Genomic DNA, 21,257 nt, shown 5'->3' with positions numbered 1-21,257 from the left:
CCCGAATGATAATTGCCGCGTTTGTCATATCCGAGCCCCGAAATGAACCTGCGCCTTACCCCGATCGCCCTGGCGGCCGCCCTGCTCGGAACGGCCACCGCCAGCCTGGCCCAGCAGCCTGCGGCCAAACCGGTCCTGAAGGAATCCCCCAAGGAACCCGTCAAAGCCGCCGCGCCCGAACCCGCCATCACCAAGGTCGAGGTGAAAGGCAGCGCCGACGCCTACGACGCGCGCCGCGACGACACCGCCAGCAAGACCGTGATGAGCCACGAGGAGATCATCAAATACGGCGACACCAATGTGTTCGACGTGCTGAAACGCGCCCCGGGCGTGACGGTGATCGGCAACGCGATCCGCATGCGCGGCCTGGGCAACGGCTACACGCAGATCATGGTGAACGGCGAGCGCCCGCCTCCGGGCTTCACCATGGACACCCTGGCGCCGGACCAGATCGAGCGCATTGAAGTGGTGCGCGCCGCCACGGCCGAGCATTCCATGCAGGCCATCGCCGGCAGCATCAACATCATCCTGAAAAAAGTGGTGTCCAAACCGCAGCGCGACCTGCGCATCAACACCGCCCGCTCCGAACAGCAGCGCAACGTGTTCGTCAACGGCACGCTGGCCGACCGCGACGGCAGGCTGTCCTGGTTCCTGAACGGCACTGCCTCGCGCTCCCTCGGCAAGAACCCCAATGACAGCACCGAGCAGTTCTCCGCGCCCTCCGGCCAGGTGCTGCAGTTGCGCGACAAGGCCACCCGCCAGGACAACGACTCCGCCTCGATCGGCCTGGCGCCGCGCCTGAACTGGAAGCTGGAGAACGACGACCAGCTCAACCTGAGCTCCTATATCCAGTCGCAGCGCTTCGACTACCGCTCCGGCACGCTGACCGCCAACCGCATCGGCAGCTTCCCGCAGCCGGACTACGTGGACCGCCAGGCCCAGGGCCGCAACCGCTCCACCTACGGCAATGTCGACGTCAACTGGGTCACCAAGATCGCAGGCGGCAAGCTCGATGCCAAGATCAACATGGGGCGCGCCAGCTCGGACGGCGACAACCGCTCCATGTCCTACACGGCGGACCGCAACACGGTGCTGCTGCGCGAGAACACCACCTCGTCGCAGTTCACGCACTCCGGCAGCACCGGCAAATTCACCCGCAGCGTGTTCGACGGCCACGCGCTGTCCACCGGCTGGGAGGTCAGCCGCCAGGGCTCGGAGGACAGCAACCGCCGCGTGGAGGGCATTATCGGCCTGGCGCCGGACCGCATCGCCGAAGAATTCAATCCGGTGGTGACCAAGGCCGCCGTCTACGCGCAGGACGAGTGGAACGTCAGCAAAGACTGGTCGGTGTACTTCGGCGCGCGCTGGGAGACCATCGAGACCGACAGTTCCGGCACCGGCCTGCGGGCCACGCAGTCGCGCAACAGCGTGCTCAGTCCCGTGGCCCAGACCCTGTACAAATTCCCCGACAAGAGCGGCCGCCAGCTGCGCCTGGCCCTCACGCGCACCTTCAAGGCGCCCAACACCGGCCAGCTGAGCGCGCGCCGCTACGAGTCCGACCTGAACACGCGCTTCAACCCGGACTACAGCGGCAACCCGGACCTGAAGCCGGAACTGGCCACCGGCGTGGACCTGACCTATGAACACTTCTTCGCGCCCGGCGCCGTGTTCTCGGTCGGCACCTCGCAGCGCAGGATCTCGGACTACATCCGCAGCAAGCTGACGCAGGACGGGCGCGGCTACTGGCTGGTCCAGCCGCTCAACGACGGCAGCGCCACCGTGCGCTCGCTGGACGTGGAACTGAAGTTCCCGCTCAAGGCCGTCATGCAGGACGGTCCGGCTTTCGACTTCCGCGCCAGCGTCAACCGCAACTGGTCGCGGGTCGATTCCGTGCCCGGCCCGGACAACCGGCTGGACCAGCAGATTCCGCTGAGCGTGGTGCTGGGCACGGACTACCGCGAAGACAAATACAGCGCCGGCGCCAGCCTGTCCTACCGCCAGGGCGGCCCGGTGCGCGTCTCCGAGCAGCAAAGCAGCCGCCTGCAGGCGCGGCGCGAGCTGGAAGCGTACTTGCTGTACAAGATCCGCCCCGGCTACCAGCTGCGGCTGGCCGTCGGCAACGCGCTGGGCGAGGACAACATCAGCGACTCGCAATACCTCGACAGCAACGGCGGCAGCCGGACCTGGAGCCGCACGCCCGGTTCGGCGCGCTTCCAGGCCAACCTGGAGATGAAATTCTAAGGACGCCCCGTCCACGTCATATATAATGTTGCAGTTAAGATAACTATCACTCAAGATCTGACTGCAATGAAAGTTCGTTCCCTGCTCGCCCTGACCATCACGGTTGCCCTGGTGCCCGTGGTGGTGTTCTTCGCCGCACCGCTGGCGCGCCTGGTCGATGCCGAGCGGGACGCGGGCGTGCGCAGCCTGCAGGAAGCGGCGCGCGCCACCTCGGTGGCGGTGGACGCGCAATGGAACGAGGCGGCCGGCCTGATGCGCGCGCTGAGCACCTCGGGCAAGCTGGAAGCCGAGCAGATGGAAGCCTTTGCCGCCAAGGCCCACTCGCTGATGGACGGCCGCGACGCCAACCTGGTGCTGTACGACGCCAACGGCCAGCAGCGCGTCAACACGGCGCTGCCGGAAGGCGCGCTGCTGCCCGACACGCGCGCCGAGCGCGAACGCATCGGCAAGCTGCTGGGCACCGCCAAGGTGTCGGTGACGGACCTGATGACCGGCCCCGTCACGGGCAAGCCCATGGTGGCGCTGGAGTATCCGTTCGCGCTGGCTGAAGACCGCCACTACGTGATGAGCTATGCCTTCGAGGCGGCCCTGATGGGCAAGGCGCTGCCGCCGCCGGACGACGAAGGCACCACCTACCGCATCTACGACAGCAAGTCCCGGTTGATCCAGTCCAACCGGCCGGCGGCCGACATCGGCGCGCCGGCGCCGCCGGCCATCGCCGCCGCCATGCGCGCCGGGCAAAACGGCCTGGTGCCCATGCCGGAAGACGGCTACGCCGTGCTGGCCTCGTCCCGCATGTCCAACTGGTGGGTGGTGATCACCGCCGGCGAGGACCGCATCGACGGCAACGCGCGCCGCATTGCGCTGCTGTCCGGCCTGGGCCTGCTGATGGCGCTGCTGCTGGCGGTGGCCACCGCCTGGGCCATCAGCGCGCGCATCGCCAAGGCCATCGCGCAGACCAGCGCGGCGGCCGGCGCCATCGGCTCGGCGCCGCCCAAGCGGCCCACGCCGTCCGGCATCGCCGAGGTGGACGAACTGGGCGAGAGCATCTACCAGGCCGCCCACCTGCTGGCCGAGGCGGCCGCCGAGCGCGAACGGCTGCTGGTGCAGGCACAGCACGCGCGCGAGGTGGCGGACGCGCAAAACCGCGCCAAGGACGAATTCCTGGCCATGCTGGGCCATGAGCTGCGCAACCCGATGGCCCCCATCAGCGTGGCGGCCCACATGCTGGCCATGCCGGGCCTGAGCGAGCAGCAGCTGCGCCAGGCCAGCGACGTGATCGCGCGCCAGAGCAGCCATATGAACCGCCTGGTGAACGACCTGCTGGACGTGTCGCGCGTCACGCGCGGGCTGATTTCGCTGGACCGCAAGCCGCTCAGCATCCAGCCGGTGATCGCCAGCGCGGTCGAGCAGACCGGCAGCATGGCGGCCGGCCAGCACCATACCCTGACGGTGGCGCCCATGGCCGGCGAGCTGTGGGTGAACGGCGACGCGATCCGCCTGGTGCAGGTGCTGGCCAACCTGCTGGCCAACGCCATCAAGTATTCGCCGCCCCGCTCGGAGATCCGGGTCAAGGCCGTGCGCGACGGCGGCGACCTGCTGCTGACCGTGAGCGACAACGGCAGCGGCATCGAAGCCGGCCTGCTGCCGCGCATCTTCGACCTGTTCTCGCAGGGCGTGCGCCGGCCGGACCGGGCCGATGGCGGCCTGGGGCTGGGCCTGGCGCTGGTGCGCAAGATCGTGGAACTGCACGGCGGCAGCGTGGCGGCCTACAGCGACGGTCCGGGCAAGGGCAGCCGCTTCACCATCCGCCTGCCACTGCATGACGTGCAGGCTGCCGCACCCGCCGCGCGCTGAGCCCGTGCGCCACGGTTTGACAAATCGCGCATGCCGCCGCGCCGATCTGCGGTAAGGTAGGCGGCACTTCTCCCCTTACGCTCCCGCGGAGGCCGGCATGCCTGCAAAGCGAGTCACCCGCACGGCGTTTGCGCGCCGCGCCTTGTCCCTGTGTTTCTTCCCCCTGCTCACGGTAGGGTTGGGAAATTTCGTCCTGCTCAAGCTGCCCCAGGCGCGCGAAACGCTGGAGGCGGTGCAGAGTTTCAACAGCCCCGTGTTCTGGTACGACGCGCCCTACTGGTACTTCCTGCTGGCGTTGGCCTATTGGGCTTTCGCGGCCTGGTATTGCGCGCGCATCATGCTGGGCAAGCGTTTTCCGTTGGACGACATCGGCCACTGCGTCAGCCCGCGCTTCGCGGCGGCGCTGGTGTGCTGGCTGCCGCGCGTGCTGGGCCTGATGAGCTGCGTGCCGATGACGCTGTACTTCGCGCTGGGCCAGGAGGCGAGCCTGAACCCCGGCCAGCGTTCGCGCCTGTACTGGCTGCCGATGGCGATACTGTCCGGCCTGTTCCTGGTGTTCGTCGTGGTGCGCAAGAAGCTGTTCGGCGTGTCGGGCTGGGAGCACCGCCCCGGCTGGGCCTATCCGCGCTTCGACAAACTCGGCCCGCTGGCGGTGGTCATGATGGCGGCCATGGTGGCGGTGTCCTGGCTGCTGATGGTGTCCATCCTGGTGGGCAAGGCCGACGCCGCGCGCGCGGCCGGCTCTCCGGCCCTGCTGCTGGCCGCACTGGGCGGCTGGACGCTGTTCGGCAGCATCGCGCTGATGTACTTTCCCAAGAGCCGGGGCTGGCCGGCGCTCACGCTGCTGCCCTTCGTGCTGGCCCTGGCCGCCTCCTTCAGCAATGAAAACCACCTGGTGGCGCAGTCGGCCGCGTCCGCACCCGGCGCCGACCGCAGCCCGCCGGACAAGCTGATCGCCGATTTCCGCGCGTGGAAAAGCAGGCACGACACGGAGCGCCCCGGCCAGCCGGTCTACCTGGTGGCGTCCGCCGGCGGCGCTTCGCGCGCGGCCTACTGGACCGGCGCGGTGCTGTGGGAACTGGAGAACTTCGCGCGCGCCAACGGGCGCAGCTTCGCACCCAACATCTACGCCATGAGCGGCGTGTCCGGCGGCAGCCTGGGGTTGGCCGCGTTCGCCGGCGCCCTGGCCAGCCAGCCCGGCCGGCAGCCCGCCCCGCTGCCGCGCACCATGCTCGATTTCCTGGGCCAGGACTTCCTGGCCCCCGTCATCGGCTACATGCTCTATCCGGACGCATTGGCGCGCTTTTCGCCGCTGCCGTGCACCGGCTGCGACCGTTCGCGCGGGCTGGAGGAAAGCTGGGCCGAGGACTGGCGCCGCCTGATGCCGGACGACCCGGCGGCGGACTGGTTCAGGCGCAAGCTGCCCGCGCTGAAGCAGGGCCAGGACGCGCTGCCCCATCTGATACTCAACGCGGCCTCGGTCAGCGACGGCAAGCGCGTGGTGCAGTCGAACCTGGACTTCCTGCCGCCCGAAGCCTACGACCTGCTCGACAAGCGGCTCGACACCAGCCGCCTCACGCTGGCCGGCGCGGTCCACAACAGCGCGCGCTTTCCCTATATCAGCCCGGGAGGGCTGGTGTACACGCGCAGCCCGAAGGCCGAATGGGACTACCTGGTGGACGGCGGCTACTTCGAGAATTCAGGCGTGGCCACCATCAACGCCATCCTCAACCGGCTGCAGGCCGAACCGGGACTGCTGCGGCCTGAAGACCGCGTGGTGGTGATCGTCATCGAGAACGACCCGGCGTGGGAGCATGAGTGGCTGTGCAAGGGCGAACAGGAGAACATCTGCAAGCACGATGCGACCGACGCCGCCGTGCAGGCCAAGGAAAGCGCGGGCGCCAGCGCCTGCCCCGCAGCCGCGAAAACACCGCCGCTGGCGGAGCTGACGATACCGCCGCTGGCTCTGTACCAAAGCCGGAATGCACGCGCCCACGCGGCCGAGGCGGAGGCCATCCGCATCCTGGGCGGTTGCACGGCGCGGCGCGTGGTCGAACTGCGCTATCCCAAAATAACAGGCGAGAAGGAGCCTCCAATGAGCTGGTTCCTGAATGCGGGCAGCAGGCGGATCATGGAGAAGAAACTGGGCGGCGAACACCCGGATGCGTCGCAGAAGGCCTACCTGGCCTTCCGCGAGCAGTGGCAGCTGATGCGGCGCTACATTGCGCCGCCAGGGTAGCGCAGCCTAGTGCAGATTAACGCAGGTTGTAGAACGCCGCGCGGCCCGGATAGGTGGCCGTGTCGCCCAGGTCTTCCTCGATGCGCAGCAGCTGGTTGTACTTGGCCATGCGGTCCGAACGGGACATGGAACCGGTCTTGATCTGCAGCGCGTTGGTGCCCACGGCGATGTCGGCGATGGTCGAGTCCTCGGTTTCGCCCGAGCGGTGCGAGATCACGGCGGTGTAGCCGGCGCGCTTGGCCATTTCGATAGCGGCGAAGGTCTCGGTCAGGGTGCCGATCTGGTTGATCTTGATCAGGATCGAGTTGGCGATGCCCTTCTGGATGCCTTCTTTCAGGATCTTGGTGTTGGTGACGAACAGGTCGTCGCCCACCAGCTGCACGCGCTTGCCCAGCACTTCGGTCAGGGTGGCCCAGCCGTCCCAGTCGCCCTCGGCCATCGCGTCCTCGATCGACACGATAGGATACTTGTCGCACCACGAGGCCAGCAGATTGGTGAACTCGGCGGCGGTCAGGCTCAGGCCCTCGCCTTCCAGTTCATACTTGCCGTTCTTGTGGAATTCGCTGGCGGCGCAGTCCAGGCCCAGCGCGATCTGCTCGCCCGGCTTGTAGCCCGCTTCTTCGATGGCCTGGATAATCAGCTTGATCGCCTCTTCGTGCGACGCCACCGACGGCGCGAAACCGCCCTCGTCGCCCACCGCCGTGGTCAGGCCCTGCTTGTGCAGGATCTTCTTCAGCGTGTGGAACACTTCGGCACCGTAGCGGATGGCTTCCTTGAACGACGGGGCGCCCACCGGGATGATCATGAATTCCTGGATGTCCAGGTTGTTGTCGGCGTGCGCGCCGCCGTTAATCACATTCATCATCGGCACCGGCATTTCCATGCCGCCCGAGCCGCCGAAATAGCGGTACAGCGGCAGGCCGGCTTCCTCGGCGGCGGCCTTGGCCACGGCCATGGACACGGCCAGGGTGGCGTTGGCGCCCAGGCGCGACTTGTTCTCGGTGCCGTCCAGGTCGATCAGCGTACGGTCGATGAACGCCTGCTCGTTGGCGTCCAGGCCGACGATGGCTTCCGCGATCTCGGTGTTGATGTTCTGGCAGGCTTGCAGCACGCCCTTGCCGAAGTAGCGCTTCGGATCGCCGTCGCGCAGTTCGATCGCTTCGCGCGAACCGGTCGAGGCGCCCGACGGCACGGCGGCGCGGCCCATCACGCCGGACTCCAGCAGCACGTCGCATTCAACGGTGGGATTGCCGCGCGAATCGATGATTTCGCGAGCAATAACGTCAACAATAGCAGTCATTCACAGTCTCCGGTCTTAGTTATGCGCAGGTGCGCCAAGCTTCATGATCTTCAATGCATTGGTGCCGCCCACCAGCCCCATAGGCTCGCCCCAGGTCAGCACCACGGTGTCGCCGCGTTCGGCGATGCCGCGCGCCACCAGCAGTTCCTCCACCGAGCGCAGCACCACTTCGCGGTCGCGCGTCTGCTTCAGCTCCAGCGCCTGCACGTTGCGGTACAGCGCCAGCTTGCGCTGCGTGGCCACGCTCGGCGTCAGCGCGATAATCGGAATGTCGATGTTGTTACGGCTCATCCACAAGCAGGTGGAGCCGGACTCGGTCAGCGCCGCGATGGCCTTCACGCGCAGGTGGTGCGCGGTGAACAGCGCGCCGTAGGCGATGGACTGGTCGATGCGGCTGAAGGTGGTGTTGATCAGGTCCACGTCCGGATTGGACGGGTTCCACTTCTCCGCGTCCAGGCAGATCGCCGCCATGGCTTCCACCGTCTCCACCGGGTACTTGCCGGAAGCGGTTTCGGCGGAGGTCATCACCGCGTCGGTGCCGTCCAGCACCGCGTTGGCCACGTCCGACACTTCGGCGCGGGTCGGCACGGCGTTGACGATCATCGACTCCATCATCTGGGTGGCGGTGATGGCCAGCTTGTTGGAGGCGCGCGCCATCTTGATCATGCGCTTTTGCAGCGCCGGCACGGCCGCGTTGCCCACTTCCACGGCCAGGTCGCCACGGGCCACCATGATGCCGTCGGAGGCGTCCAGGATCTCCTGCAGCGCCGGAATCGCTTCGGCGCGCTCGATCTTGGCGATCATGAACGGCTTGTGCTGGTAAGGCTCGCCGGCGATATTGGCCAGCTGGCGCGCCATCACCATGTCGGTGGCGTTCTTCGGGAAGGACACGGCGATATAGTCCGCCTGGAAGCTCATGGCGGTCTTGATGTCTTCCATGTCCTTGGCCGTCAGCGCCGGCGCGGTCAGGCCGCCACCCTGGCGGTTGATGCCCTTGTTGTTGGACAGCTCGCCGCCGATTTTCACGGTGGTGAAGATTTCGCTGCCGGAGATGCGGTCCACCACCAGCACGATCAGGCCGTCGTTCAGCAGCAGCACGTCGGCCGGGCGCAGGTCGCGCGGCAGGTCCTTGTAGTCCAGGCCCACGCGCTCCAGGTTGCCCAGCTCGCCGTTCTCGCCCCACTTCGCGTCCAGGATGAAACGCGCGCCGTTCTCCAGCTGGATTTTGCCTTCCTCGAATTTACCCACGCGGATTTTCGGACCCTGAAGGTCGGCCATGATGGCCACTTCGCGGCCGCAATGCGCGGCGGCTTCGCGCACCATGCGGGCGCGCTCGACGTGGTCCTGCGCCTTGCCGTGCGAGAAATTCAGGCGCACGACGTCGACGCCGGCCTTGAACATGCGGATCAGGGTTTCGATGTCGTTCGAGGCCGGACCGATGGTCGATACGATCTTGGTGGCGCGACGAGTGATGCTGGCTGGGTTCTGAGGCACTTTGTCTCCTTCGTTATGTGGGGTCTGCAGGGCTGGGACGATGCTCAACCGCTGTTGCGCAGGCCGGCGGCGATGCCGTTGATCGATAAATGGATGCCCTCGCGCGTGGCGGCGTCCGAATCGCCTTCGCGGAAGCGGCGCAGCAGTTCAACCTGCAAGTGGTTCAGCGGGTCGATGTAAGGGAAACGGTTGCGGATCGAGCGTTGCAGCAGCGGGTTGGCGTCCTGCAGCTCGGCCTGGCCGGTGATCTCCTTCAGCGCGGCGATGGTGCGCTCGTGCTCGGCGCGGATGCGGCCGAAGATGGTGTCGCGCAGCGTGGCGTCGCTCACCAGCGTGGCGTAGCGGCTGGCGATGGCGATGTCGCTCTTGGCCAGCACCATGTCCATATTGGACAGCAGCGTGTTGAAGAACGGCCAGTCGCGGTACATCTGCTGCAGCAGCGCCAGCCCGTCCTTGTTCCGGGCCAGGAACTGCTGCACGGCGGAGCCGAAGCCGAACCAGCCCGGCAGCATCACGCGGCACTGGGCCCAGCTCAGCACCCACGGAATGGCGCGCAGGTCTTCGATGGAGGTGGACTTCTTGCGCGACGCGGGACGGCTGCCGATGTTCAGCGCGGCGATCTCGGAGATCACGGTCGACTCCCAGAAATAGGTTTCGAAGCCCTCGGTCTCGTACACCAGAGAGCGGTAGCTGCGCATCGCTTCGTCCGACAGCGCCTGCATCGCGGCCAGCTGGGCGGCGTCCGGCTCGATGCCGCGCGGCGGCAGCATGGTCGCTTCCATGGTGGCGGCCACCATCACTTCCAGGTTGCGGCGGCCCACTTCCGGGTTGGCGTACTTGGCGGTGATGACTTCGCCCTGCTCGGTGAGGCGGATGCGGCCCTGCACCGCGCCTTGCGGCTGCGCCAGGATAGCTTCGTAGCTTGGGCCGCCGCCACGGCCGACGGAACCGCCGCGGCCGTGGAACAGGCGCATCTTCACGCCGTGGCGCTTGAATACTTCCACGAGCTCGATTTCGGCCTTGTACAGTTCCCAGCCGGAGGTGAGGAAGCCGCCGTCCTTGTTGGAGTCCGAGTAGCCCAGCATGACTTCGTGCAGGCTGCCGCGCGAGCGCAGCAGGTCCATGTACAGCGGCAGGCGGAAGGCGCGGTCCATGATGTCCGGGCCGGCCTGCAGGTCGCCGATGGTCTCGAACAGCGGAATGATGTTGACCGCCATCGACGATTCTTCGGTGACGGAGCCGGCGCGCAGCAGGCCGTGTTCCTTCAGCAGCAGCGCCACTTCCAGCAGGTCGGACACGCTGTCGGCCTTGGAGATGATGTAGTTGGTGATGGACTCGGCGCCGTAGGCGCGGTGCGCGTCGCCCACCGCGCGGAAGATGGCCAGCTCGCCGGTGGTCTCTTCGGAATAGGTGGTGTACGGGGAGATCAGCAGGCGCGGGGTGTGCAGCTCTTCCAGCAGCAGCTTGCAGCGCTCGGATTCGGACATCGCGGCGTAGTCCACGCCGGGACGGGCGCTGGCCAGGATCTCGGCCACCACGCGCTGGTGCACGTCCGAATTCTGGCGCAGGTCGATCGGCGCCAGCGAGAAGCCGAACACCTTCACTGCGCGGCGCAGCTGGCGCAGGCGGCCACGGGCCAGCACGGCCGAGCCGTGCGCCACCAGCGATTCATGCACCGTTTCCAGGTCCGCCAGCAGTTCCTGCGCCGACGCGTAAGGCTGGGCGCCCGCGCCGGGAGCAGCCGGCGCGAAGCCCGCCGCAGCGGCGGCCGGCCAGATGGTGGCAACGCCCGCACGCGCGCTCGCGGCGGCGTTAGCAGCGGCACCGGCGTCGGCGCGGCCGGCCGCAGCGGCGCTGGTCAGCAGCGCGCGGTTGGCTGCCAGGCGGTTATGGATGCCGTAGATGGCGCGGCGGTACGGCTCGTCCACCCGGTGCGGCGAGTGGTCCGGCGAGGCGTCCGCCAGCTGGCGCAGCTGCTCGGAGCAGCCGGCCATGGTCTGCGCCAGGGACAGCTGCGAGGCCAGCTTGTGCAGCTCGGCCAGGTAGTGTTCCAGCGCCACGTCGGCCTGGCGCGCCAGGGTGGCGCGCAGCACGCTGGCGGTGACGAAGGGATTGCCGTCGCGGTCGCCGCCGATCCAGCTGCCGACCTTCATGAAGGTCGGCAGTTCCTCGCCGGCCCAGCGCGCGTCCAGCTTGGCCAGCATGTCCTGCAGGGTGCTGTACAGCTGCGGCAGGCCGCTCAGGATGGTGCGGTCGAAGAAGGACAGGCCGTTCTCCACCTCGTCCAGCACCGACAGCTTGGCCGTGCGCAGCAAGCGGGTTTGCCACAGCGTGTGGATGCCGCGCGCCAGCGCTTCGTCGTTCTGTTCCTGCTCCTCGGGCGTCATCTGCACGCGGTCGCGCTCATCGAGCTCGCGGGCGATGGCCATCTGGCAGTTCAGGGTACTCTTGCGCTGCACCTCGGTCGGGTGCGCGGTGAACACGGGGCTGATGTGGGCCTCGGCGAAGAAGTCGCCGAAGGCTTCCGTGCGGCCGGCACTCACCACGTTCTGCACCGCCTTGGCCAGGCTGCCCAGGCGCGGCGCGGAACCGGCCAGCAAGTGCGCCCGGCTGCGGCGGCTGTGGTGCTGGTCTTCCGCGATGTTGGACAGCAGCGAGAAGTAGCCGAAAGCGCGTATCAGCTGGCTGGTTTCATCCGGCGACAGCGCGTGCAGCGCGTCTTCCAGCTGCGCCTGGGCGCCCGCGTCCTGCTCGCGCCGGAAGCGGATCGCCAGCTGGCGCACGTTCTCAATGCGGTTGAATGCCTCGTCGCCGTGCTGCGCGCGGATCGTGTCGCCCAGCATGCGGCCCAATTGGCGGATGTCGCGCCCCAGTAACTCGTCCTTGAACTCCACCGAATTTGAACCGTCCATCTCCCGCCTCATCAGTATGTAGTAATTTTTCAGTTTAGAATCAGAATTACAGCAAAACTGGCACGTAGACACAATACACCGTGCCAGATACCTGCTATATCGTAAATTTACTACATTATGTGGCAAAAAACCCAGGGTCGGCAACTGAATTCTTTGCCGATTTGTATATGTATTTGGAATGGCGCCACACCCCGGAGCAGGCGCCGGCCGGCGTGCCGAGGGCGGCGCCGGGCTCAGGCGGGCGGCGTTTCGCCCAGCAGCACCTTGTCCGGCGTCATGGGCGTGGTGCGCAGGCGGCGGCCGGTGGCGTGGTAGATGGCGTTGCCGACGGCGGCCGCCACGCCGACTATGCCGATCTCGCCCACGCCCTTGGCACCGATGCGGCTGACGATGCGGTCGTCCTCGTCGGCAAACAGCACCTGGATGTCGTGGATGTCGGCGTTCACCGGCACGTGGTACTCGGCGAAGTTGTGGTTCATGAAACGGCCGTAACGGTGGTCCATGCTGCTCTCTTCGTGCAGCGCCTGGCTGATGCCCCACACCACGCCGCCGGAAACCTGGCTGGCCGCCGTGCGGGCGTTGATGATGCGCCCGGCCGCCACCGCGCTCACCACCCGCGTCACGCGCACGGTGCCCAGCTCCTCGTCCACCCGCACCTCGCAGAACACGGCCGAATGCACGGCGCGCGTGTATTTGCGCTGCTTGAGCATTTTCGGCAGCATCAGGTACTTTTCCTCCATGCGCAGCATGCCGGCGCCGGCCAGCAGCGCCGCCAGCCCGACCGACACCTCCGGCCGCGCGCACAGGCGCAAGGCGCCCTCGGCGAATTCCACGTCCGCCATGCGCTTGCCGGCGAATGGCGAGTCCGGCAGCCGGTGCGCCAGCTTGAGCAGGCTTTTCCGCAGTTTTTCGCAAGCGCCCGCCACCGCCGAGCCGACCGTGGCGACGTGCGAGGAGCCGCCCTCGATAGGCGCCGCCGGCAAGGTGGAGTCGCCCAGCTGGAACACCACCCGTTCCAGCGGCAGGCCGAGCGCCTCGGCCGCGATCATGGCCATGGCGGTGTAGGTGCCGGTGCCGATGTCGGTGGCGGCGCTGCTCACCACCAGGCGGCCGTCCGCGTGCAGCACGGCGCTGGCGCGGGCGAACATCTGCATGGCGTCCCACATGCCGGTGGCCATGCCCCAGCCCACCAGTTCGCGGCCCACGCGCATGGCGCGCGGCGCCGGCGGGCGGCGCGCCCAACCGAACAGCTGCGCGCCCTGCCGGTAGCACTCGCGCAGCTGCTTGGTGGAATACGGCTTGCCGTCGGTGGGGTTGACCTCTGCGTAATTCTTCAGGCGCAGCGCCAGCGGGTCCATGTTCAGCGCATAGGACAGCTCGTCCATGGCGATTTCCAGCGCATGGATGCCGTGCGCGGCGCCCGGCGCGCGCATGTCCATGGGCGTGAACTGGTCCAGCTCCACCAGCTTGTAGGCCAGCTTGATGTTGTCGCAGGCGTACAGCTGGCCCGACCAGTTGACCACCGCTTCCACGTAGTCCTCGCTGCGCGACGTTTCCGCCACCGCTTCGTGCAGGATGGACAGCAGCGTGCCGTCCGGCCGCGCCGCCAGGCGCACCCGCTGCAGCGTTTCCGGGCGGTGGCCGAAGGTGAACATCTGCTGGCGCGTGAGCGTGACGCGCACCGAACGCTTCAGTTGCAGCGCCGCCATCACGGCCAGCGGCAGCTGGTATTGCGGGCGCAGGCCGGAGCCGAAGGCGCCGCCCACGTAGGCGTTGCGCACGGTGACCTTGTCCTTGGCCAGGCCGAACACGTGCGACACGTACCAGCGGCTGTTCTGCGAGCTTTGCGTCTTGTCGTGGATGGTGAGGTGGCCGTCCTGCGCCCGGATCACGGTGGAGGAAAACAGCTCCATCGGGTTGTGGTGCTCCACGCCGCTGTGGAAACTGCTGTCGATGCGCACCGGCGCCGCCTCCCAGGCCTGCAGCGCGTGGCCCTTCTCGTCCGGCGGCGGCGTGTAGCCGGCCTTCATGTGGCTGGGCTCCCTAGCGCGCTCCAGGTGCGAGCGCAGGTCGGTCTGGTGCTCCTTCTGTTCGTACACGATGTCCAGCAGGCCCGCCGCGTAGCGCGCCTCCTCGAAGGTTTCCGCCACCACCAGCGCCACCGGCTGGCCGCAGGAGTGGATGCGGTCGTCGTACAGCGGGCGGAACGGCGAACCGGCGGGCGCCGTCATGTCCTTGTAGAACAGGTCGAAGGAGCGCAAGCGGGGGCGGTTCAGATAGGTGATGACGTCGATCACGCCGGGGGCGGCCAGGGCCGCGCGCGTGTCCAGGCTGGCGATGCGGCCGCTGGCAATGGTGCTGTTGACCACCACGCCGTGCGCCAGGTCCGGCGCGTCGTGTTCGGCGGCGTACTGCGCCGCGCCGGTGACCTTGGCGCGGCCGTCGATGCGCGGCACCGCCATGCCGGTGCGCACGCAGCCGCTGCCGGCGTCGGCGACCGGGGACTTCAGCTCGGGGATCAGGTCAGTCATCGCGGCGCTCCGTGGGGTTGAATGGCGCAGGCGGGGACGGCGGCGGCGTGCCGGCAGCCGCCATCTCCAGCGCACGCACGATGGCGTTGCGCGCCATCGGTATCTTGAAGTTGTTGCCGCCCTGGCCGATGGCCCCGGCCAGCAGGATGCCGGCCGCGCGGCCGAAGGCTTCGGCGCCGGGCTTGGCGCCCTCCAGCGCCGCTTCCGCTTCCGGCATGCGCCAGGGCTTGTGCGCCACGCCGCCCAGCGCGATGCGGGCGCCGCGTATGGCGCCGCCGAAGCCGATGTCCAGCGCCGCCGCGACCGACACCAGCGCAAACGCGTACGAACTGCGCTCGCGCAGCTTCAGATAGGCGCTGTGCGGCGCGAAGCGCGGCGCGGCCGGCAGCGCGATGTGGGTAATCAGCTCGCCCTGCGCCAGCGTATTGTCCAGGTGCGGTTGCGCGCCCGGCAGACGGTGGAAATCGGCGAAGGCGATCCCGCGGCTGCCCGCGACGGACTGCACGTGCACCACGGCCTCCAGCGCGGCCAGCGCCACGCACATGTCCGACGGGTGGGTGGCGATGCAATGCTCGCTGGCGCCGAGGATGGCGTGCTGCTTGGTGATGCCGCCGATGGCGGAGCAGCCGCTGCCGGGCGCGCGCTTGTTGCACGGCACGGCCACGTCGTAGAAATAAATACAGCGGGTGCGCTGCAGCAGGTTGCCGCCGTTGCTGGCCATGTTGCGGATCTGCGGCGAGGCGCCGGCCAGGATGGCAGCCGACAGCAGCGGGTAGCCTTCCTGCACCAGCGGGTGGTAGGCGGTGTCGGCGTTGCGCGCCAGGGCGCCCAGCAGCAGGCCACCGCCGGGCGCCGCTTCGATGGCCGCCAGCGGCAGCGCGTTGACGTCGACCAGGCGCGACGGGTTCATCACCCTTTCCTTCATCAGGTCGATCAGGTTGGTGCCGCCGGCGATATAGCTGGTGTCGCCCGGCCCGGCCGTGGACAGGCTGGCCAATGCGGCCGCCACGTCCTGCGGCTGGGTAAAGGTCAGCGGCTGCATGGCGGGGCCTCTTCCTGCGGGTCCGGCGCAATGCGCGCCACCTGGCGCACCGCCTCGGCGATTTGCGGGTAGGCGCCGCAGCGGCAGATATTGCCGCTCATGAGTTCCCGCACGTCGGCCACCGTTCTGGCCTGGCCCTCGGCGATCAGGCCGGCGGCCGAGCAGATCTGGCCGGGGGTGCAGTAGCCGCACTGGAAGGCGTCGTGCCGGATGAAGGCTTGCTGCAGCGGGTGCAGTTCCCCGCCTTGCGCCAGGCCTTCGATGGTGGTGACGCTGCGGCCGTTCTGCATCACCGCCAGCGTGAGGCAGGAGTTGATGCGCCGGCCGTCCACCAGCACCGTGCAGGCGCCGCACTGGCCGTGGTCGCAGCCCTTCTTGGTGCCGGTCAGCCGCAGGCGCTCGCGCAGCAGGTCAAGCAGCGTGACCCAGGCTTCCACTTCAATGCGGTGCGGGCTGCCATTCACGTGCAGCTCAACAGGGTAACGTTCGGGACATTGCATGGCGACCTCCAGGGGCGGTGAGCCTGAACCATAGCCCGGCATTCCGGATGCCAGCCGTGCGCTAACTCACATTGCGCACATAGTTGCCGGATGTGCGTCAACGTACGGATGGCAAGCGTGCGCTGCGGCATGCTGGGCGGACCGATTCACCAACCAGAGGAGAGCAACATGACCAACCGCATCGGCAACAAGGACGTTGCCCAGCAACGCAGCAAGGAAGAGAAAGCGCGCATCAAGCGCTCGAATATCGAGATGGAGGCGGTGAAGAAGGCCGTTGCCAAGCAAAAGTACCGCAACGAAGTCAAGCGCCGCATCTCCGCCGCACAGGCAGCGCAGGCCTTCTAAGGTGTGCGCTGCGCCTGCTGGGCCGCCGCGCGCTGCTGCTCGATCAGGCGGATTTTTTGCTCAAGCTTCGCCATTTCCGCAGCCGGCACGCCCGCTGCGCGACCGCGCTCCACGTCGGCGCGCAGGCGGGGCAATTCGGCGCCGGCGGCGCTGGCGTAGGCTCCCAATAGCTGCTTGTGCTGGCTGCGCTGGTATTGCGCATAGGCTTCAGGGTCGGCCAGCAGGGTCGCATCCGGTGCGGCTCGCGGCGCCTCGTCGCGCTGCAGCGGCGGCGTACGGGAGTCGCCATGCTGGCGCGCGTTGGCCATGCTGAGCCAGGCGGACTGCCTGTCCTCCACCGGCAGCAACGGCACGCGCTGCAGATCCGTCCCTTCCTCCCCGCCCTTCCCGTCCCCCGGCGCGTCGGACAGCCATTGCCTGCCCTGCCCGCCGGCTGCGCCGTCCAGCGCGGCGGCCCGGCCTATGCCCGATGCGTGCAGCGCCGCCGGAACGTTGGGGGCCGCATCGGCGCCCGGCCTTAGCCACCAACCCAATACACCCAGCGCTGCGGCCAGCGCCAGCGCGCCCGTGGCGGCAGGCCGCTTCATGCCGGACGCTCCGGCTGCTGTTGTTGCAGTTGCTGCAGCTGCTGCAGCGGCTGATCGAGGCTGCGGCGGTTGATTTCAATGCGCGCCTCCTTCAGCAAGCGGGCGCGCAGCGCGGCCAGTTGCGCCACCGCCTTCTCGCGCGCGACGGCGCGGCTGGCGATGTAGCGCACGGATTCCGAATCCGGCGGCTGGTGGCCCTGCACGCGCTGCTCGGCCAGCACGATCTCCCAATAGGCGCTGTCGTTCGGCCCCACCGGCGCGCGGATGGGTCGCGACGGCACGCCCTCCGGCTGGGTGAACACCAGCTGCGCCAGCCAGTCCGGTTTGCCTTCGTGCCTGACCCAGCCCAGGTCCCCGCCTGCGGCCGCGTCGGGCGCGCGCGAGTGCTGGCGGGCCAGCGCGGCGAAACTGCCGCCGCCGCGCAGCGCGTTGTGGACGGTTTGCGCGGTCTGTTCGTCCGCCAGGCGGATATGGCGCGCCTTCACCTTTTCAATGCGCACGAATTCGTCCTTGTGCGCGCGGTAATAGGCTTGCACTTCGGCTGCGCTGGTCTGGGCGGCCAACCTGTCGAGCAGGCTGCTGTCGGCATGCGTGTCGGCGCCGATGCCGTGCAGGCGCTGGACCGCCGCCACGGTTTCCGCGTCGGCCAGCGCGCGGCGCAGATCGTCCACCGCCGCTTCGCCGAACTGCCGGCGCGCCCAGTGCTGCGCGTACAGCACGCCCAGCGCCAGCTTCGCCTGCTCGCGGATGTAGCCGGGCTGGCGGCCCTGCAGCGCCACCCTGCCCTGCACGTTCTGGCGATGGTAGACGTCGTACAGCGTCAACACGCCGCCCGGCGCGTTGGGCAGGCGGTAGCGCAGCACCGGGATGGCGCGGGCGCGCTCCTGCTGCTCCGCGCTCAAGGCCAGCTCAAGCCGCAGCAGGCCGCCGGCCGGCGCGCCGAACAAGGCGTCCAGCGCGGCGCCGTCCAATGCCGGGACGGCGGTGACCAGGCCGTCGAGGCCGCCGCCGGGCAGGCGCTGCATGGCCTCTTCCAGTTCTTTGCCATAGTGCGTGCGCAGGGTGGCGGCCAGCTGGTCGTCCAGCGCCACGTCGGGCGCGAAAGCGACGGCGCGGCCGCTTTGCAGCGCGTCGCCATGGGCTTTGCGAGCGGCGGCCGCCAGCAGGCGGTCCGCAACCAGCGTTTCCAGCGTGGCGGTGCGGGCCGCCTTCGGATCGCGGGCGCGGGCCTGGCGCCACAGCGTCTCCACCGTGAAGGCGTGCAGCGGCGCGTTGTCCACGCGCGCGGCCAGCGCCGGATCCGAAAGCTGGAAGCCCACCGACGCCATGGCCGGCTGCGCGGCGGCCAGCCATAGCGCCGCCGCCAGGGTCCACCGCGCCATCAATTCGCCAGGCGCTCGGCGGCGCGGTTCAGCACGTGGACCACCATGGCGATGGAGTGCGGGATCATCTGCTGCGCCACGCGGCGGCGGTCCGCGTGGTCGTTGGACGACAGCACGATGCCGCCGTTGGCGTACGAGTAGGTGCCGCCCTGCGTCAGCAGCGGGCGGATATCGACCGCCGTCGCGCCCACCGGCGTGAAGTCCGCCAGCGCCCCCGCCACCAGCGCCGCGTCGTTCAGGCGCTCGCCGTCGTAATAGTCCTGCACCCACTGCTCCCAGCCGGAATGGTCGTGCGCGGAAGTAGCCCAGGTATGGTGCGGCTGCAGCAGGTCCGTGGTGTGCAGCACGAAGCCCAGCGTTTGCGCGGTCGGCTGCGCCAGGAACTGCTGGAACCAGTACTGGCCCAGGTTGTCGATAGGCTGGAAGGGCATGGTTTCAAAGTCCGCGTACTGCTGCGCGGTGGAGGCGCCGCCCAGGCGGTAGCGCGCTTCCGTGATGCCGTAGCTGTTGTACTTGCTGCTGTCGCCGAACCAGCCTTTCAGGCCGCCGGCGCCGTCGTCCAGGTAGTCGCCGTACAGCCAGCTGGCGGCCATGTTGTCGATGTCGCCCGCCACGGTCAGCTTGGCGTAGTTGTAGCCGCCGAAGGGATTGCCGTGCACGTCCCGGCCCGCCGTGTGGTTCTGGAAGTGCCAGTACGAGGTGTACTTGACGATGCTGGCGCCCGCGCCCCATACCGGCGCCAGCTGGCAGCTGCCGGTGGAGGCGCCGCACAGATAGGTGTCGGCGAAATCGTCCACGTCGTATGCGCCCTGGCCCAGCGCCTGCGCAAACTGGTCCATCGTGTAGCCGGCGCGGGTGACGCCCGCCGCCAGCTTTGCGTAGTTGGTGGTGCCGGGATTGGCCTACATGTAATTGACGGCGTCGATCACGATGCGGCGGTGGGTTTCCTGCTGCCAGGCCTGCGCGGGCGCGGCGGTCAGCGCGGCCAAGGCCAGGGTTGCGGCGGTCAATGCGAATTTCATGTCTACTCCTGGATTTTTAGGCTATCGAGGCTATCATGCAAGTTTAGAAACGTTACTCTAAAGAATCATTGTTAAACAAATATTTGCAACAGCGCCACAATCTAGCTTTATCATGTGACGCCAAGATGAAACGCCGGAGATAACGATGCAAAAAACCACAGTCCTGGGCGCATGCCTGATTACCCTGCTGCCGGCGCTCCAGCTGCCGGCGCTGGCCAGCGAAACCGCCAGCGGCAGCTTCACGGCCAGCAAGGCCTGCGAGGCTTTTGCCTCCTTCGCCAAGGGCACCAATCCGGGCGCAGTGCAGCTCAAGCCGGGCAGCACCTACGAGGTGCGCGAGGTGAACAAGCCGGGCAACTATGAACGGCTGCGGGTGGAAGTGCCGGGCGCCTCGCCGCCGCTGCGCTGGGTGGCGCGCGACTGCGGCACGGCGTCGCTGGGCGGCGTCCCCGCAGCGCCATCGGCCCCCGGCGGCCAGGACGGCCCGCAGGACAGCCCAGGCAATAAACGCGAAATGTGCTCCACCGCCAACCAGCAGGACAGCTACCTGCTGGCCATGAGCTGGCAGCCCGGCTTCTGCGAGCACACGCCGCGCACCGCCGGCAAGCCCGAATGCGCCGCCATGGACAAGGGCAGCCTGGTGGTGTCCAACCTCACGCTGCACGGCCTGTGGCCGAACAAGAAGGCCTGCGGCACCAGCTACGGCAATTGCGACGGCAAGCCCTTCGCGCTGAAGAAGGAAACGGTGGCGCAGATTGCGCCGTGGATGCCGAACTTCTACTACGAGAACAGCTTCGGCAAATACGAATGGAACAAGCATGGCAGCTGCCAGTCGCTGGACCCGGACGCCTACTTCACCAAGGCCGTCGCCGCGGTGCAGCTGGTGAACGGCTCCGTGATCGGCGAGCAGATCCTGAAGAACATCGGCGGCTCCTTCAATGCCGACAAGTTCTTCGCCACGCTGCGCAGCAAGTACGGTGAAGCGGCCGCCAGCCGCGTGATGCTGGTGTGCGCCGGCCAGAGCTACCTGCAGGAGATCCGCGTGCAGCTGCCGCTGGACTTCAGCGTGGACAAGGGGCTGGCCGGACTGGTGGGCGCCACGCCCGGCCAGGGTCCGCAAACTTCGCGCTGCGGCAGCGAGATCCGGGTTGAAGCCAGCGGGAGGAATTGAGGATGGATGTGGTCAGCAGCCTGTCCCAGCTTGAGGCGCTGCTGGGCGAAGTCGCCGCGCCCTCGCGGCTAAAGGAAGTGCCCTTCGTGCATCCGCACTACCGGGCGCTGATCGAGGCTTCGCCCTTCGCGATGCTGGCCACCAGCGGGCCGGGCGGCCTGGACGCCTCGCCGCGCGGCGACGCACCGGGCTTTATCGCCGTCGAGGACGAGCACACGCTGCTGCTGCCGGAACGGCGCGGCAACAACCGCGCCGACAGCCTGCGCAACATCATCGCCGACCCGCGCGTGGCGCTGCTGTTCCTGATACCCGGGGTGGGCGAAACGCTGCGCGTGAACGGCAAGGCCCGCATCCTGATAACGCCGGAGCTGCTGCGGCGCTTCGCGGTGGACGGGCGCGAGCCGAAATGCGTGATCGAGATCAAGGTGGACGCGGCCTACTTCCAGTGCGCGCGCGCCATCCTGCGCTCCGGGCTATGGGATGCCGCCGCCCCCCGGCCCGCAGGCGCGGTGCCGTCGGCCGGCGCCATGCTGACGGCGCTCACCAGGGGCGGCATCGACGGCGCAGCCTACGACCAGGCCCTCCCGGCGCGCCAGCGCAGCACGCTCTACTAAGCGGGGCCGCAGCCCCACCC

15 protein-coding genes are annotated in these 21,257 nt (G+C 68.2%); 6 read left to right on the top strand and 9 right to left on the bottom strand.

Going from position 1 to position 21,257, the window contains the following annotated elements; genetic code table 11:
* The first annotated feature begins 42 nt into the window (after window positions 1-42).
* From AC56DV_RS11900 to AC56DV_RS11890, 3 genes are all read left to right on the top strand, one after another.
* The gene (locus AC56DV_RS11900) at window positions 43-2,241 is read left to right on the top strand and encodes a TonB-dependent receptor plug domain-containing protein (protein WP_496314485.1); all 2,199 of its coding nucleotides are present in this window, start codon (window positions 43-45) and stop codon (window positions 2,239-2,241) included.
* Between the two features lie 66 nt (window positions 2,242-2,307).
* Complete coding sequence (locus AC56DV_RS11895; RefSeq protein ID WP_496314484.1) at window positions 2,308-4,098, top strand: sensor histidine kinase; 1,791 nt, start codon at window positions 2,308-2,310, stop codon at window positions 4,096-4,098.
* Window positions 4,099-4,195: 97 nt separating this feature from the next.
* Window positions 4,196-6,337 (top strand): hypothetical protein, encoded by a 2,142-nt coding sequence (locus AC56DV_RS11890; RefSeq protein WP_496314483.1) that lies wholly within the window; start codon window positions 4,196-4,198, stop codon window positions 6,335-6,337.
* A 16-nt stretch (window positions 6,338-6,353) separates the two neighbouring features.
* Here AC56DV_RS11890 and eno read toward each other — a convergent pair whose 3' ends face one another.
* The 6 genes from eno to AC56DV_RS11860 all read right to left on the bottom strand — a co-directional run bounded on the left by eno (window position 6,354) and on the right by AC56DV_RS11860 (window position 16,116).
* On the bottom strand, window positions 6,354-7,637 hold the full coding sequence (gene eno / locus AC56DV_RS11885) for a phosphopyruvate hydratase (protein ID WP_496314482.1): 1,284 nt from the start codon (window positions 7,635-7,637) through the stop codon (window positions 6,354-6,356).
* Window positions 7,638-7,652: 15 nt separating this feature from the next.
* The gene (gene pyk / locus AC56DV_RS11880; RefSeq protein ID WP_496314481.1) at window positions 7,653-9,131 is read right to left on the bottom strand and encodes a pyruvate kinase; all 1,479 of its coding nucleotides are present in this window, start codon (window positions 9,129-9,131) and stop codon (window positions 7,653-7,655) included.
* Window positions 9,132-9,175: 44 nt separating this feature from the next.
* On the bottom strand, window positions 9,176-12,043 hold the full coding sequence (ppc, locus tag AC56DV_RS11875; protein ID WP_496314480.1) for a phosphoenolpyruvate carboxylase: 2,868 nt from the start codon (window positions 12,041-12,043) through the stop codon (window positions 9,176-9,178).
* 233 nt (window positions 12,044-12,276) lie between these two features.
* On the bottom strand, window positions 12,277-14,574 hold the full coding sequence (locus tag AC56DV_RS11870; protein WP_496314479.1) for a xanthine dehydrogenase family protein molybdopterin-binding subunit: 2,298 nt from the start codon (window positions 14,572-14,574) through the stop codon (window positions 12,277-12,279).
* The gene (locus AC56DV_RS11865) at window positions 14,567-15,616 is read right to left on the bottom strand and encodes an FAD binding domain-containing protein (RefSeq protein ID WP_496314478.1); all 1,050 of its coding nucleotides are present in this window, start codon (window positions 15,614-15,616) and stop codon (window positions 14,567-14,569) included. The genes AC56DV_RS11870 and AC56DV_RS11865 overlap by 8 nt, the downstream gene beginning before the upstream one ends.
* Entirely contained in the window at window positions 15,604-16,116 is a 513-nt protein-coding gene (locus AC56DV_RS11860) for a (2Fe-2S)-binding protein (protein WP_496314477.1), read from the bottom strand. Before AC56DV_RS11860 ends, AC56DV_RS11865 begins: the two co-directional genes overlap by 13 nt.
* A gap of 168 nt (window positions 16,117-16,284) precedes the next feature.
* On the opposite strand from AC56DV_RS11860, the gene AC56DV_RS11855 reads away from it, so the two are divergent.
* Entirely contained in the window at window positions 16,285-16,461 is a 177-nt protein-coding gene (locus tag AC56DV_RS11855) for a hypothetical protein (RefSeq protein WP_496314476.1), read from the top strand.
* Here the strand turns inward: AC56DV_RS11855 and AC56DV_RS11850 are convergent.
* The 3 genes from AC56DV_RS11850 to AC56DV_RS11840 are packed head-to-tail and all read right to left on the bottom strand — an operon-like array spanning window position 16,458 to window position 19,269.
* On the bottom strand, window positions 16,458-17,048 hold the full coding sequence (locus tag AC56DV_RS11850; protein WP_496314475.1) for a hypothetical protein: 591 nt from the start codon (window positions 17,046-17,048) through the stop codon (window positions 16,458-16,460). The two genes, AC56DV_RS11855 and AC56DV_RS11850, sit on opposite strands and share 4 nt — an antisense overlap.
* Window positions 17,045-18,430, bottom strand: coding sequence for a peptidylprolyl isomerase (locus AC56DV_RS11845; RefSeq protein WP_496314474.1), 1,386 nt, complete (start codon window positions 18,428-18,430; stop codon window positions 17,045-17,047). The genes AC56DV_RS11850 and AC56DV_RS11845 overlap by 4 nt, the downstream gene beginning before the upstream one ends.
* Window positions 18,430-19,269 carry a phospholipase gene (locus tag AC56DV_RS11840; protein ID WP_496314473.1) on the bottom strand — a complete coding sequence of 280 codons (840 nt, stop codon included), beginning with the start codon at window positions 19,267-19,269 and terminating at the stop codon, window positions 18,430-18,432. Before AC56DV_RS11840 ends, AC56DV_RS11845 begins: the two co-directional genes overlap by 1 nt.
* A gap of 328 nt (window positions 19,270-19,597) precedes the next feature.
* On the opposite strand from AC56DV_RS11840, the gene AC56DV_RS11835 reads away from it, so the two are divergent.
* Window positions 19,598-20,623, top strand: coding sequence for a ribonuclease T2 family protein (locus tag AC56DV_RS11835; protein WP_496314472.1), 1,026 nt, complete (start codon window positions 19,598-19,600; stop codon window positions 20,621-20,623).
* Window positions 20,624-20,625: 2 nt separating this feature from the next.
* On the top strand, window positions 20,626-21,237 hold the full coding sequence (locus AC56DV_RS11830; RefSeq protein ID WP_496314471.1) for a pyridoxamine 5'-phosphate oxidase family protein: 612 nt from the start codon (window positions 20,626-20,628) through the stop codon (window positions 21,235-21,237).
* The last annotated feature ends 20 nt before the right edge of the window (window positions 21,238-21,257 follow it).

The organism is Massilia sp. BGA-UO-ETr-WB1, from assembly GCF_059567845.1.
The sequence above is the reverse complement of the archived record's forward strand: the minus strand, read 5'-3'. Positions and strand labels throughout refer to the sequence as shown.

Coding starts and splice junctions, on each gene's coding strand:
- AC56DV_RS11895 (WP_496314484.1), top strand. CDS start 2,308: ATGAAAGTTCGTTCCCTGCTCGCCCTGACCATCACGGTTGCCCTGGTG.
- AC56DV_RS11870 (WP_496314479.1), bottom strand. CDS start 14,574: ATGACTGACCTGATCCCCGAGCTGAAGTCCCCGGTCGCCGACGCCGGC.
- AC56DV_RS11845 (WP_496314474.1), bottom strand. CDS start 18,430: ATGGCGCGGTGGACCCTGGCGGCGGCGCTATGGCTGGCCGCCGCGCAG.
- AC56DV_RS11865 (WP_496314478.1), bottom strand. CDS start 15,616: ATGCAGCCGCTGACCTTTACCCAGCCGCAGGACGTGGCGGCCGCATTG.
- AC56DV_RS11890 (WP_496314483.1), top strand. CDS start 4,196: ATGCCTGCAAAGCGAGTCACCCGCACGGCGTTTGCGCGCCGCGCCTTG.
- AC56DV_RS11840 (WP_496314473.1), bottom strand. CDS start 19,269: ATGGACCAGTTTGCGCAGGCGCTGGGCCAGGGCGCATACGACGTGGAC.
- AC56DV_RS11900 (WP_496314485.1), top strand. CDS start 43: ATGAACCTGCGCCTTACCCCGATCGCCCTGGCGGCCGCCCTGCTCGGA.
- eno (WP_496314482.1), bottom strand. CDS start 7,637: ATGACTGCTATTGTTGACGTTATTGCTCGCGAAATCATCGATTCGCGC.
- AC56DV_RS11855 (WP_496314476.1), top strand. CDS start 16,285: ATGACCAACCGCATCGGCAACAAGGACGTTGCCCAGCAACGCAGCAAG.
- AC56DV_RS11860 (WP_496314477.1), bottom strand. CDS start 16,116: ATGCAATGTCCCGAACGTTACCCTGTTGAGCTGCACGTGAATGGCAGC.
- AC56DV_RS11850 (WP_496314475.1), bottom strand. CDS start 17,048: ATGAAGCGGCCTGCCGCCACGGGCGCGCTGGCGCTGGCCGCAGCGCTG.
- AC56DV_RS11830 (WP_496314471.1), top strand. CDS start 20,626: ATGGATGTGGTCAGCAGCCTGTCCCAGCTTGAGGCGCTGCTGGGCGAA.
- AC56DV_RS11835 (WP_496314472.1), top strand. CDS start 19,598: ATGCAAAAAACCACAGTCCTGGGCGCATGCCTGATTACCCTGCTGCCG.
- ppc (WP_496314480.1), bottom strand. CDS start 12,043: ATGGACGGTTCAAATTCGGTGGAGTTCAAGGACGAGTTACTGGGGCGC.